Here is a 13097-nt window from a genome sequence, read left to right on the forward strand (position 1 = left end):
AAGAGGCCGATAATCGAAGTGCTGAACAAAATGAATTAATTCAGCTTCGTAAAGAAAATCAACGCCTAAAAATGGAGAATGACATACTAAAGCAAGCAGCGCTGATCTTAGGACGAAAGTAACTGTGGACAACGAGGACGTTCCTTGTTTGTCATCTATCTATCCAACGTACATAGTTAAATTACTGAATACTGAACGTCGTGCTATGATTAAATTGAGAGAGCAACCGGAATATCTCGGCGTAATAGTAAAGATTTGAGAGAAGGTGACGAAAAAGGAACGTCCCCTTTGTCCTAAGATTTGAGAGAAGGTGACGAAAAAGGAACGTCACCTTTGTCCTTGGAGGTTTCAAAGCATACCATCTATTAACCGGGCGATGATTCATCGTACTATAAGCATCAAAGGTCAACGGACGTAAAAATCCCCTTGACATATACTAATTTTGGAAGAAGCGAAAAAACGTTTACATAAAAACAAGTTATTGCTATAATGCACTTATGTTAGGAGGGATATAATGAAATTTTTTCGATACATACTGCCGGCGGCGGTAGCCTTGGCTTTGTGTGTTAACAGCACAGGCTTGGCCGCTGACGCGGTAAAAGACCGGTTGAACGGTATTGATTTACTCAAACTGCCCGAGTGGCAGGTTAAAGAAACTTATTCGGGCGGTAAATTGTTACTATCAGATAGCCCGGAGATGGTGCCTGAGGATGGTATTACATATCAGGATACGGTAGACGGGAAAGCCAGACTGTTTTTTCATCATGTAAATGCTACTGATGAGCCCAAAAAAATTGTTGTATTGTTCGAGAATGATGGCGATAAGCCGGCTAATATTACAGTAACGCAGTTTGGTTTGGGTGGTCCTGGACTTGATTATTTGGCAATTGGCAAGGAAGTCCAGATGGAGTATTTTGCCGACAACAATTTGTATTTGGTCGAAGTTCCGGCTGGCGGTTCCCGGCAGCTCTCTACTGAACTGGCCGATGCTGTTGTCCAGACTAACGAGCTCGTTAACGGCATGTATGACTTTATAACCGACCGCCCGGTAAAGGTTAGTGTTATGATGCTGCCCGTTGACGCAGATGTGAAAGAGTTTGCAAAAACAGCTAAAATCCTGCCCGCCGATCAATGGCGTTTGCGGGGAACTTTTGAAGGGGCAGACCGTCTGCTGGTAGCTGACCAAGCGTACAGCCCTAAAAAAGATGGGCCGGTAGCCATTACCCTTGCCGACAATAAGCTTGATAAATATGTGACCGGCATCGATAAAACAGACGGCAGCATGGTGCTTAACTATGGCAATTATGGTGTTGTCTATAAGATCTTTATTCCATCGCATTACGATGGCAAAATTGCGTATCACCTCAATCCGCGCGGCGGCCAATACGCCGGTGGCATGGGCCTCAAGTATCAGCATCAGATTCGATCGGTAATTCCGACTCCGGAGAATGCGACCTCCTTCGGCGCAACCGAGAAGGAAGCAGCTTACTTGGGCACCTTTGACGGCGGTCAATCACTGTGGCTGACCTTTAGCCCGCCGGGCGCATCTAACTTGCCGGTTAGGTTAGTGCTAACTCCAGAACAATAACTACTTGATTCCAAATCCGAAAAGGGATAAAATAGATTAAGTAAAAATGTAGTTGTTCAAGGAGGGGTTACTTTGGCTAAGCATATTATGACTGTTAATACAGCTTCATTGCAAAAAACTGTACATACAGGCGGTTGCGGCGAATGCCAGGCTTCGTGCCAGTCGGCATGCAAAACATCCTGCACTGTTGGCAATCAGGTCTGCCAGAAGCAATAGGCCGGAGGAACAGCCCCTTGCCGTAAGTTCGGCAAGGGGTTTATTTTCATATATGAAAGGTTGTACTTAATGAAAATTCATAAGTTTTATCTCAATGACATGTATATAATGCTCGACATCAATAGCGGCGCCGTGCATGTTATTGATAAAATTGTCTATGATATAATGGATGTCTTTACCGGCAATAATGACCAGAAAGTTCTGGCCGCTCTTGACGGTAAATATGAGCAAGTCGAGCTTAAGGAAGTAATGGCTGAACTGCGCGGCTTGATGGCCGAGGGTCAGCTGTTTGCGCCTGATATCAATGTGCCGCCGACTTTTAGCGATAAGCCATTGGTCAAATCACTCTGCCTGCATATAGCCCATGACTGTAATTTGCGCTGTAAGTACTGTTTTGCCGGTACCGGTGATTTCGGTCATGACCGCGGCTTTATGTCCCAAGAGGTCGGCAAGCGGGCGGTAGATTTTATTATTGAAAATAGCGGCGCGCGCCGTCACTGTGAAATTGACTTTTTTGGCGGCGAACCGCTAATGAATATGGATACCGTCAAAGCTGTTGTTGAATATGTAAGACAGCGTGAAAGCGAAACAGGCAAGGTTTTCAAGCTTACGCTGACAACAAATGGCGTACTTCTAAACGATGCGAATATAAAATATCTAAATGATAATAATATAAGCCTGGTACTAAGTATGGACGGTCGGCCCGAAGTCCATGACAATATGCGGCCGCATGTTGACGGACGGGGCAGCTTTGACCGGGTTTTAAAAAATGTCCGCAAAACAGTCGATTCTCGTAACGGTGAGAATTATTATCTGCGCGGTACTTTCACGGCCAATAATCTTGATTTCGCCGCCGATGTTTTAGCAATGGCTGATTTAGGCTTTAATCTTTTATCGGTAGAGCCCGTTGTCGCTAAGGACTGTGACTATGCTTTGGAAGAAGAACACCTGCCTAAGCTTTACCAGCAGTATGAAGAGCTCGCCGTTGAATATCTCAATCGTAAGTTGGCCAGCAATGGTTTTGAGTTCTTCCATTTTAATATGGATATCAATAATGGGCCTTGTGTTGCCAAGCGGCTGAGTGGCTGCGGAGCCGGTCATGAATACTTTGCTGTTACCCCGGACGGCGAGCTCTATCCTTGTCACCAATTTGTCGGTCGTGAAAAATATCGACTGGGTACGGTTTTTGAGGGCGTTAAAGAAACTAAAATGCCCGAGAAGTTCCGGCAGGCTCATGTTCTCAACAAGCCGGAATGCGCTAAGTGCTGGGCGCGGTTCTATTGCAGCGGCGGCTGTCATGCCAACGCTGATTTGTTCAGTGGGGATATTTATAAACCTTATGAAATTGGCTGCAAGCTTCAGAAAAAACGGCTTGAATGCGCGTTGATGATTCAGGCAAAAATAGCACTTGCCAGTCAGCAGGAAAAATAAGGAATAATGCGGAATTAATAAGCACCCCTCTAAAATAGGAGAACGTTATGAAACGTCTTAAGATTAATATTGCCGGTATCGTACAAGGGGTGGGTTTCCGCCCCTTTGTTTTTAATTTGGCCAATCATTTTGAGCTTAGCGGCTTTATTCTAAATAACGCTGCCGGAGTTGAGCTTGAGGTTGAGGGGCGGACTGCAAGTCTAGAAGCTTTTGTAAAGGCTCTAACGACGCAGGCGCCGCCATTAGCTGTGTTGTCCGAAGTTAAAATAACGCCGGCAGCAGTCGGCGGTGACAGCCTCTTTGTTATCAGAAACAGTGATAGTACAGCGGCTAAAACGGCCTTGGTATCGCCCGATGTTGCAACTTGCGCTGATTGTCAGCGTGAGCTTAAGGATAGTACCGACCGGCGCAGCGGTTATCCGTTTATCAACTGTACCAACTGCGGACCGCGCTATAGTATAATCAAAGACATTCCTTATGACCGGCCTTTTACCACGATGGCGGTCTTTCCAATGTGCCCGAGCTGTCAGCATGAATATGATAATCCTGCCGATCGGCGGTTTCATGCCCAGCCCAATGCCTGTCAGCAGTGCGGACCATCTTATCAGCTATTGGATAATACCGGTAAGCCGGTAGAACGCCAAGACATATTTGCTAAGACCAAAAAGCTTGTTAAAGAGGGTTGCATAGTTGCTGTTAAGGGCATCGGCGGCTATCATTTAGCCTGCGATGCGCGAAACGAGCAGGCGGTAACAAAGCTCCGTGCTCGTAAAACAAGAGAAGATAAGCCTTTTGCCGTCATGGGCGGCAGTATCGAGGCGATACATAGATTATGTTTCATTTCGCCGGTTGAAGAGATTATGCTTGGCGGAATTGTCCGGCCGATTGTGTTGCTGGCTAAGAAACCTGATTATAATTTGGCGGACAATGTAGCACCAAATAACCCTTGGTTGGGTGCCATGCTACCTTATGCCCCTATCCACTGGCTGCTGCTTGATGAGCCGGAGGTTTGGGTTATGACCAGCGGCAATACCAGTGATGAGCCAATTGTGTATGATGATAATGATGCCATGGTGCAGTTATCGTCGATAGCTGATTATTTTCTCGTTCATGACCGGCAGATTTATCGTCGGGTGGATGATTCGGTAATGCGGGTGGTTGCTGAAAAGCAGTATATGCTAAGACGCAGCCGCGGCTTGGTGCCGTCTCCCATCAGTCTGGCTTATCAGATGCCCCAGGTTCTGGCGGCAGGGGGCGAGCTAAAAAATACTTTTTGTCTGACCCGCGATAAGCAGGCGTTTATGAGCGCCCACATCGGTGACTTAGAGAACTTAGCGACATATAACTCTTATGTCGATTCTATTAAGCATTTCCAGAAACTATTTACCATTAACCCTGTGGCGGTCGCTTATGATCTTCATCCCGAGTATTTGTCAACCAAGTATGCCCTTACCCTTGATTTGCCGAAGGTCGGGGTTCAGCATCACCATGCTCATATTGCGGCAGTAATGGCCGAGCATGGCCTGACCGAGAAGGTCATTGGTGTGGCGTTTGATGGGACGGGCTATGGCCTGGACGGTGCATTATGGGGCGGCGAGTTTATTGTGGCCGATCTCAAAAGCTTTGTACGAGCCGGCCATCTGCGATATCTGCGCTTGCCGGGCGGAACTAAGGCCATCAAAGAGCCTTGGCGGTTGGCTTTGTGGCTGCTGTACGAGATTTACGGCAAGGGATTGGCCGGAATAGATATTCCGTTTGTCCGCAGCTTGCCGGGTACGTGGAAATTAGTTGCCGATGCTGCGGCTAAAGGCTTAAATGCCCCGCTGGCATCGGGTGCTGGACGGCTGTTTGATGCTGCGGCAGCCCTGCTGAATATCCGCAATCAAATAAATTATGAAGGCCAGGCAGCTGTTGAACTGGAACTGGCTGCCGCCGGACAACGGGGCAGTGTACTGCCCTATGATATTATAAAAGCAAGCCCCTATCAGCTTGACTTCAAACCAACCTTCGGCGAGCTTATCAGACAACTGCAGCAAGGAACAAGTCCTGCCGAATTAGCAGCGAGTTTTCATATCACCTTGGCAGCGGCTACTGTAAACATAATCAGCCTAATCAGCCAAGATACCGGGATAAGGAAGGTGGCACTGAGCGGCGGCGTTTGGCAGAATATTACGCTGCTGAATGAGACGCTTAAGCTGCTGCAGCGAAGCGGTTACGATTGTTATTTACATCGTCAGGTACCGTCTAATGATGGAGGGCTGGCACTAGGCCAAGCTGTAATTGCGGCAAGTATTATTGGTAATTAGAAATTAGCTTTGGAAATTGGAGTTACGGGAAGGTAATAAGTTAAAAGTGGTAGTGGTGGTTTTATGAAAGGAGCTTAGTACCTATGTGTTTAGCGGTTCCGGGCAAGATTGTTGATAAGGTTGATATGCTGGGCACTGTCGATATTAGCGGCATTACCCGCCAGGTTAGTCTCATGCTGCTTCCGGAGGTCAAAATCGGCGATTATGTATTAGTCCATGCCGGCTTTGCCATTCAAACTGTAGACGAAGAAGAGGCGCATAAAACCCTTGAATTATTTAAGGAGCTGGAAATGTATGCAGAGCATGACAGCTAGCGAGGTCAAAAAGGCTGCCGACTTTTATATCGCCGAAATCCGCCAGTTTACTGATCGCCCGCTACGGTTAATGGAGGTATGTGGCACCCATACAGTTGCCATTTTTAAAGCCGGCATCCGCCAACTTCTGCCGCCTGAGGTTGAGCTGGTAAGCGGCCCGGGCTGCCCGGTTTGTGTGACTCCTAACGAATATCTTGATACGGCAATCGCCTTTAGCCATCAAAGTGATACAATAATCGCCACCTTCGGCGATATGCTGCGTGTGCCGGGTACCGACAAGACACTGATGGAGGCTAGGACTGAGGGCGGCGATATTAGGATAGTCTACTCTCCGCTCGACAGTTTAGAGATAGCTAAGACCAATCCGGATAAAAAGGTAATTTTCTTAGCCGTTGGCTTTGAAACAACGGCGCCGACAGCCGCTGCCACAATCTTGACGGCTAAACAGCAAGGAATTACTAACTTCTTTGTTTTATCAGCCCATAAATTGGTACCTCCTGCCTTGCGGGGATTATTAACAGAGCCGAAGGTAAAGGTGGACGGTTTTTTGCTGCCGGGACATGTTAGCGCTATCATTGGTCTAAAGCCATATAAGTTTCTTGAGGACGAGTACAGAATTCCGGCGGTAGTTGCCGGGTTTGAGCCGCTCGATATTTTAAAAGCAGTGTATATGCTTGTAAAACAGCTTCGTGCAGGCCGGGCCGAACTTGAAAACCATTACCGCCGAATTGTGCCTTTTGCCGGCAATAGTACGGCGCAGCAGATACTGAGTGAGGTATACCAGCCTTGTGATACTGCGTGGCGCGGGCTTGGGGTAATTGCCGGTTCCGGCTTGGAATTAAAGCCCGAATACCGATTGTTTGATGCCGCCTGTCTGCCGGTCGAGAAGCCTGTTTCGCATGAAATCAGCGGCTGCCGCTGTGGCGAGGTATTAAGCGGCATTATAAAACCTACAGCCTGCCCGCTGTTTGGAACGGCCTGCCGTCCTGAGCAGCCGGTCGGCGCCTGCATGGTTTCGGTTGAGGGCGCTTGTGCAGCTTGGTATAAATATGGCGCAGGGAGGTGGCAGCTGTGAACGATAAATATATTCAATTAGCTCATGGCAGCGGCGGAAAACTGAGCCGCGATCTTGTCGAGCAAGTAATGTGGCCGGCTTTTGCCAATCCCATCCTTGGTGAAATGCATGATGGAGCGAAACTTGATATAAACGGAATCAAGCTGGCTTTTACCACTGATTCCTTCGTTGTAAAGCCGTTGTTTTTTAAGGGCGGCGATATCGGGAAGCTTGCTGTTTGCGGTACGGTAAATGACTTAGCCATGACGGGCGCTAAGCCGCTATACTTAAGTGTTGGAATGGTTATTGAAGAAGGCTTTGCCCTCGATGATCTTAAACGGATTGTTAAGTCAATGCAGGCAGCAGCAATTGAGGCCGGAGTACAAATTGTCACCGGCGATACCAAAGTCGTTGAAAAAGGGGCTATAGATAGCATTTATCTGAATACCACCGGAGTAGGGGCGGTAATGGACGGTGTTGATATCTCACCCCAGCGGGTAAAACCGGGGCAGGATATTATTCTCAGTGGCTACTTGGGTGACCATTCACTGGCCGTTATGAGTGAACGGCATGGCCTTATTCTGCCAGAATCGGTAAGCAGCGATTGCGCTCCGCTTAATCATTTGGTGGAAGCAGTTTTGGCGGCTGTTCCTGACATTGCCGTACTTCGCGATCCAACCCGGGGTGGCCTTGCGACTGCCCTTAATGAAATTGCTGCCGCTGCCAAGGTGGGTATCCTGCTTAACGAGACAACTATTCCAGTGCGGGCGGCAGTTAAAGCAGCCTGTGATATTTTAGGCTATGATCCTTTATATATGGCTAATGAAGGTAAGCTGATTGCCATTGTAGATGCCCAATATACCAAGAAGGTACTTGAGATTATGCAAGCAGATTGTTATGGAAAAGACGCCTGTGTAATTGGCAGGATAGTCAGTAAGCCGGCGGGGCAGGTCGGTTTGGAAACGGCAATCGGCGGTGTAAGGCTGCTTGATATGCTAATTGGCGATCAATTGCCTCGAATTTGCTGATGCCAGTCATATTACTGAATAGCCACACTCGTCTGATAATTCAGCAAGTTTTTTTTATTATGTAGGGTTTTGCCTGTAGGATTTTCCCAATGGCTGTAGAATATGTAAGAATACTCGACCTTAAATACGTGAAAGGCTAGATGGACATGAGTTTATTAAATTCCTCGCCGACAACCCGCGAGATGGCTTTATACAAAGACCTTTATAAGACTATCTTTGAATACAGCAATGATGGGATTTTGGTATGTCTGTTAAATGATGCTGTTCCGGGCATGTATATTGAGGTCAACGCTAAAATGTGTTGTATGTTGGGTTATACTAAAGCTGAGATGCTTAAAATGGCGTTTTATGATGTTGTTAGCGAAGATGCTCTCCAAAAAATCGCTCCTTTTGGTACGACTATAAACGGAAGGCAGACTTGCTTTACGCTGAATTTCAAAACCAAGGGAGGACAGATACTGCCTTTGGAGATTACGGCGCACATTTTGGCGGTATCCAGCCAACAGCTGCTTGTTGGTTTTGCTCGGGATATTTCGTGCCGCAAAGCTGCAGAGTCAGCAGATCAGCTTGGTGGAATGGATAATCAGGCGTTAATCGAAGCGTTACCTGATACTATGTTTCGGCTGAGCCAGGATGGCATTATTCTGGAAGTTAGGGCCGGTTCCGATGAGAACGTGTTAAAACCAACCGGCGAGGTAGTTGGTAAGCATATTAATGAGGTGCTGCCGCGACGGATTCTCGAATTGACAAGGTACTATATGGAACGGGCTTTTCGAACTAAATCGCTGCAGACTTATGATTATGAACTTCCGCTTGGTGGCTGCAGCAGGGTATGGGAAGTTCGGCTTGGCGTTAGCGGCCCAGCTGAAGTTTTAGCAATAGTTCGGGATATTACTGAAAGCAAAGAACGGGAAAAGCGGCTTAAGTATCTTAGTCTGCACGACAGTCTAACTGGGATCTATAACCGAACATATATTGAACAGGAAATGTTCCGTATCCAGCAGGAGGGGAAAGGCCCAGTTGGCGTCATGATGTGTGATATTGACAGGCTCAAACTGGTTAACGACACCTTAGGCCATAGCTCGGGCGATAATTTGCTGGTGGTAGCGGCTAATATTATTAAAAAGGCTGTCCGCAAAGGCGATATTGTAGGCCGGATTGGCGGTGACGAATTTGCAATCCTGCTGCCGCGCGGTGATTTGGCAGCTGCCCAGTCGATATATAGAAGGATTCAAGAGGCGGCTGCTCGTCATAATGATCGTAATCCGGAGTTTACGATTAGCATGTCGGTTGGTTATGCCGCTTGTAGCTGCAGCGAATCAGTCTGCATTGCAGACTTGCTGAGAGCAGCTGACTTTAATATGTATCAGGAGAAAATGCTGCGCGGTAGAATGTAGCGAGGCGGCATAAAAGCTAGATGGTATAAGAATCCAGATTAGATATGATTCGCAAAATAATTGCGGATGGTGACATAATGCTTGATGTTCAATTGAAAGTATTTAAAACAGTCGTAGAAAAAGGAAGTTTTTCATTAGCGGCTCAAGAACTGCACATGACACAATCATCAGTAAGTCAGCAGATTCAGAGTCTTGAAAGTTATTATGATATAAAGCTATTCGACCGCATGTACCGTAAGATTATGGTAACCCAGGCCGGTATGGCGCTTTATCCTTATGCCATCGAATTAGAACGGCTTTACCAAGAATCAAACAAAGCAATGCAAGGCTTAAAAGCGGATATTATGGGACAGCTAAATATTGGCTGCAGTTTGACAATCGGCGAATACTATATGCCGCGCATTCTTGCATCGTTTAGTTTAGAGCACCCTTTAGTCGAAGCTTCCATGGACGTTTTTAATACTGAGCAAATTACGGCTATGGTAGTTGGGGGCAGCATTAATTTGGGCTTTATCGAAGGCCATTATGAACCGCTCGATATGTTGGTCGATACTAAATTTGGCGGCGATGAGCTTATCGTTATTGCTTCACCGCAATATAAGCATCTGTTAAATAGGATGTCATTGGCAGAATTTAAGAGCGTCCGCTGGGTAATGCGGGAAAAAGACTCAGGAACCCGCAAGATTTTTGAGGAGTTTATAACTATGCATGGTATCGACCCAAGCAAGCTTAATGTGGTGCTGGAAATGGGAAGTACGCAGGCTGTTAAAGAAGCCGTAAAGTTGGGAATTGGAATTACTGCTATTTCGGCATTAACAGTAGAAAGTGAACTTCAACGCGGCGAACTTATTGCCATTCCGCTGCAGGAAGGAGTCATTCCGCGAAAGTTCACCATGATATATCACAAGGAAAGATTCCGAACCCACGCTGTCGAAAAGTTCATGGCATATGTTATGGAAAAAACCAGGAATGATAGATGAAGGAGCCATAAAACGGGCTCTTTTTTTTATATGACCGGCTAGGCTAGTACATTAGCCTGTGCTTTTTTGTCTTGGTACAAAAGCACAAAATTAAGACCTGTCCAAAAGCGGTGTGTCAAGTGAACCGCTCCTTGACACACCGCCTCTTTGTTATCAAATTAAGTTAAATTGATACTGAATAACAAGTGACACTACAGCGACGGCTATCCAACAGGATAGGCCGAGCAGTATCGGTCTGATTCCGTTACTGAGCAATTGAACGACATGAGTATTTAAGCCGATGGCTGCCATAGCCATTATTATAAAAAACTTTCCGGTTGCGCCAAGTAGGTCACAGATTGCTGCAGGTATAATACCGGTTGTGCTTATTATGGTAGTTGCCAGGAAGCCAAGGACGAACCAGGGAAAGATTTTTACGAGATTAAATTTATTTGGTTCTTGGCTGGCGCGGGAGGTATAGACAGCCAACACGAGGGTTATGGGAATAATCATCAAAGTACGGGTTAATTTTACGATTGTCGCAAACTCGCCGGCTGCCGGACTATAAGAATAGGCGGCTGCTACAACTGAGGAAGTATCATTAATAGCTGTCCCTGCCCATATTCCAAAACCGATGTCGCTCATGTCAAGGAGATGGCCGATAAACGGGAAAATGAACACGGCGGCAATGTTGAATAAAAAAACTGTTGAGATAGCATAGGCAATTTCCTTATCGTTTGCGGATATCACCGGAGCTGTGGCCGCGATGGCAGAGCCGCCGCAAATTGCTGTTCCTACGGCAATGAGAATGCTAGTATTGCCAACGAGTTTTAGATAACTGCCCATAAACCAAGCAGTAATGAAAGCTGCCGCAAGCGTAAAAATCATGATAATTAGCGATTGGCTGCCAACTGCTAAAACATTAAATAAATTCATTTCAAAGCCTAATAGGATAATTGCAGCTTGCAGAACCTTTTTTCCGGTAAATTTTATGCCGGTATCAAACACTGTAGGCCGTTTCAAAGCGGCGAGCATGATACCGAGGATAATTCCAAAAACCGGTCCGCCGACAATAGGAAATAATTTGCCCAAAAGCCAAGCCGGTACAGCAACAACCGCAGCAAATGCAATGCCTGGCAGTAAAGTACGAATAGTGTTCATAGTTTGCCTCCAAATTTTTGACAGAATTTGTCGTTCGATGTCATATGATTACTTTCATTATTGTACTGTCGCCGCTACATTCTGTAAAATTAGAAAATCTTATACTATTCATCGGTTTTAGTGATAATAAGGTTTTGCGTCGTCTAGTTGTACAAAAGTGCAACTAGAATTTTTTTTTCTGTCATATTCGTAAAACCACCAGAATATCGTTTAGTAAGTAGGACGAAGGGGGAGGGCATTAATGTTTTTAGTGACGATTGACGCTGACACATGTGTAGGCTGCGGTGAATGCACTCAAGCCTGCCCGGCACAAATTCTTAAAATGGAAGGCGAAAAAGCCGAGGTTGTTGGCGATGACTGCATGGGCTGTCAAAGCTGTGTCGCAATATGCGAAGTTGGCGCAATCACAGTTGAAGAGTATTAATTTCGGAGGTGAAGTAAATGGACGAAATGAAAACTCCGCTTTTGGATGAGTTGGAGAAGGGTGAATGGCCAAGTTTTGTTACCCAAATGAAAAAAGCAGCAGCTAAGAACGAAAGTGCTGCCGATCTGCTGCGGCAATTGGAAACTTCCTATGAAGAAAATGTTGGACACTGGAAGCATGGTGGTATTGTCGGAGTTAAAGGCTATGGCGGCGGGGTTGTTGGACGTTATTCCGATATTCCTGAAAAGTTCCCCCATGTTAGAGAATTCCATACTGCAAGGGTAAATCAAATAGCCGGCTTCTTTTATACTTCTGAAAAGCTGCGCCAGTTAGCCGATGTTTGGGATAAGTATGGTAGCGGTCTTTATAACATGCATGGATCTACAGGCGACATCATTTTGCTTGGTACCACAACTGAAAATCTTCAGCCATGTGTTGATGAACTGGCAGAGATTGGGTTTGATCTTGGCGGTTCGGGCGGCGCCATGCGGACGTTGAGCTGCTGTGTCGGTAAAGCGCGCTGCGAAAAAGCTTGTATTGACAGTACTGATATTATTCGTGATTTGACGCTGTACTATCAGGATGTTATCCATCGTCCGCAGTGGCCGTATAAATTTAAAATTAAAGTTTCGGCCTGCCCGAATGACTGTGCAGCGGCCTCGGCGCGTTCCGACCTTGCTGTAATTGGTGTTTGGCGCGATACTTTGCGAATTGATATGGAAGCGGTGCGTGAATACGTTGCTGACGGTTTCAAGATAAATGAACAGTTGATTAATAAGTGCCCGACCCAGGCGCTTAGCTGGGATGCCGATAAACAGGAACTCAGCCTTTGTGCCGAGGACTGCACCCGCTGTATGCACTGCATTAATGTAATGCCGAAAGCTATCAGTATCGGTACCGAAACCGGCGCTACTATCCTAATCGGTGGTAAAGTCCCGGTTGTCAAGGGCCCAATGATTGGCTGGGTACTAGTGCCGTTTATGAAGACGGAGCCGCCGTATACCGAGCTAAAAGACTTAATTAATAAAGTCACCGACTGGTGGGCAGATAACGCTAAGAACCGTGAACGGGTGGGCGAATTGATTGAAAGAGTTGGCCTGGCAAACTTCCTTGAAGCTGTTGGCCTCGAGCCGCTGCCGCAGATGGTTAAGGCGCCGCGCCATAATCCTTATATATTCTGGAACCCGGAGGAGGTAGAGAAACGTGGCTAGAACCGACT

Annotated in this window: 12 protein-coding genes and 1 pseudogene; 12 read left to right on the forward strand and 1 reads right to left on the reverse strand. The window is 46.5% G+C overall.

The genetic code is table 11. The features are described 5' to 3' along the window. The 10 genes and pseudogenes from GX348_12305 (at nt 1) to GX348_12350 (ending at nt 10314) form a co-directional block, all read left to right on the forward strand. Nucleotides 1–119: pseudogene (locus tag GX348_12305) on the forward strand (IS3 family transposase). A gap of 395 nt (nt 120–514) precedes the next feature. Then, complete coding sequence (locus GX348_12310; protein ID NLP42940.1) at nt 515–1588, forward strand: copper amine oxidase; 1074 nt, start codon at nt 515–517, stop codon at nt 1586–1588. Nucleotides 1589–1675: 87 nt separating this feature from the next. Then, nucleotides 1676–1804 (forward strand): six-cysteine peptide SCIFF, encoded by a 129-nt coding sequence (scfA, locus tag GX348_12315; protein NLP42941.1) that lies wholly within the window; start codon nt 1676–1678, stop codon nt 1802–1804. A 69-nt stretch (nt 1805–1873) separates the two neighbouring features. Then, nucleotides 1874–3235: a thioether cross-link-forming SCIFF peptide maturase gene (gene scfB, locus GX348_12320; protein NLP42942.1), complete on the forward strand. Its 1362-nt coding sequence runs from the start codon at nt 1874–1876 to the stop codon at nt 3233–3235. Between the two features lie 47 nt (nt 3236–3282). Then, complete coding sequence (gene hypF, locus GX348_12325) at nt 3283–5541, forward strand: carbamoyltransferase HypF (GenBank protein NLP42943.1); 2259 nt, start codon at nt 3283–3285, stop codon at nt 5539–5541. Nucleotides 5542–5624: 83 nt separating this feature from the next. Continuing rightward, on the forward strand, nt 5625–5855 hold the full coding sequence (locus GX348_12330) for a HypC/HybG/HupF family hydrogenase formation chaperone (protein NLP42944.1): 231 nt from the start codon (nt 5625–5627) through the stop codon (nt 5853–5855). Then, the gene (gene hypD, locus GX348_12335) at nt 5836–6930 is read left to right on the forward strand and encodes a hydrogenase formation protein HypD (GenBank protein NLP42945.1); all 1095 of its coding nucleotides are present in this window, start codon (nt 5836–5838) and stop codon (nt 6928–6930) included. Before GX348_12330 ends, hypD begins: the two co-directional genes overlap by 20 nt. Further along, nucleotides 6927–7937, forward strand: a complete 1011-nt coding sequence (gene hypE / locus GX348_12340; GenBank protein ID NLP42946.1) for a hydrogenase expression/formation protein HypE — start codon at nt 6927–6929, stop codon at nt 7935–7937. The genes hypD and hypE overlap by 4 nt, the downstream gene beginning before the upstream one ends. 146 nt (nt 7938–8083) lie before the next feature. Then, complete coding sequence (locus GX348_12345) at nt 8084–9334, forward strand: diguanylate cyclase (protein ID NLP42947.1); 1251 nt, start codon at nt 8084–8086, stop codon at nt 9332–9334. 77 nt (nt 9335–9411) lie between these two features. Continuing rightward, nucleotides 9412–10314, forward strand: coding sequence for a LysR family transcriptional regulator (locus GX348_12350; GenBank protein NLP42948.1), 903 nt, complete (start codon nt 9412–9414; stop codon nt 10312–10314). Nucleotides 10315–10467: 153 nt separating this feature from the next. On the opposite strand, the gene GX348_12355 is transcribed toward GX348_12350, so the two are convergent. Then, nucleotides 10468–11454 (reverse strand): YeiH family putative sulfate export transporter, encoded by a 987-nt coding sequence (locus GX348_12355; protein ID NLP42949.1) that lies wholly within the window; start codon nt 11452–11454, stop codon nt 10468–10470. Nucleotides 11455–11695: 241 nt separating this feature from the next. On the opposite strand from GX348_12355, the gene GX348_12360 reads away from it, so the two are divergent. Then, nucleotides 11696–11878, forward strand: a complete 183-nt coding sequence (locus tag GX348_12360) for a 4Fe-4S dicluster domain-containing protein (protein NLP42950.1) — start codon at nt 11696–11698, stop codon at nt 11876–11878. A gap of 17 nt (nt 11879–11895) precedes the next feature. Then, complete coding sequence (gene dsrA / locus GX348_12365; protein ID NLP42951.1) at nt 11896–13089, forward strand: dissimilatory-type sulfite reductase subunit alpha; 1194 nt, start codon at nt 11896–11898, stop codon at nt 13087–13089. The last annotated feature ends 8 nt before the right edge of the window (nt 13090–13097 follow it).

Source organism: Veillonellaceae bacterium (assembly GCA_012523975.1).
Classification (GTDB): domain Bacteria; phylum Bacillota; class Negativicutes; order JAAYSF01; family JAAYSF01; genus JAAYSF01.

Coding starts and splice junctions, on each gene's coding strand:
- GX348_12360 (NLP42950.1), top strand. CDS start 11,696: ATGTTTTTAGTGACGATTGACGCTGACACATGTGTAGGCTGCGGTGAA.
- hypD (NLP42945.1), top strand. CDS start 5,836: ATGCAGAGCATGACAGCTAGCGAGGTCAAAAAGGCTGCCGACTTTTAT.
- GX348_12310 (NLP42940.1), top strand. CDS start 515: ATGAAATTTTTTCGATACATACTGCCGGCGGCGGTAGCCTTGGCTTTG.
- hypF (NLP42943.1), top strand. CDS start 3,283: ATGAAACGTCTTAAGATTAATATTGCCGGTATCGTACAAGGGGTGGGT.
- GX348_12330 (NLP42944.1), top strand. CDS start 5,625: ATGTGTTTAGCGGTTCCGGGCAAGATTGTTGATAAGGTTGATATGCTG.
- scfB (NLP42942.1), top strand. CDS start 1,874: ATGAAAATTCATAAGTTTTATCTCAATGACATGTATATAATGCTCGAC.
- GX348_12345 (NLP42947.1), top strand. CDS start 8,084: ATGAGTTTATTAAATTCCTCGCCGACAACCCGCGAGATGGCTTTATAC.
- dsrA (NLP42951.1), top strand. CDS start 11,896: ATGGACGAAATGAAAACTCCGCTTTTGGATGAGTTGGAGAAGGGTGAA.
- GX348_12350 (NLP42948.1), top strand. CDS start 9,412: ATGCTTGATGTTCAATTGAAAGTATTTAAAACAGTCGTAGAAAAAGGA.
- scfA (NLP42941.1), top strand. CDS start 1,676: ATGACTGTTAATACAGCTTCATTGCAAAAAACTGTACATACAGGCGGT.
- GX348_12355 (NLP42949.1), bottom strand. CDS start 11,454: ATGAACACTATTCGTACTTTACTGCCAGGCATTGCATTTGCTGCGGTT.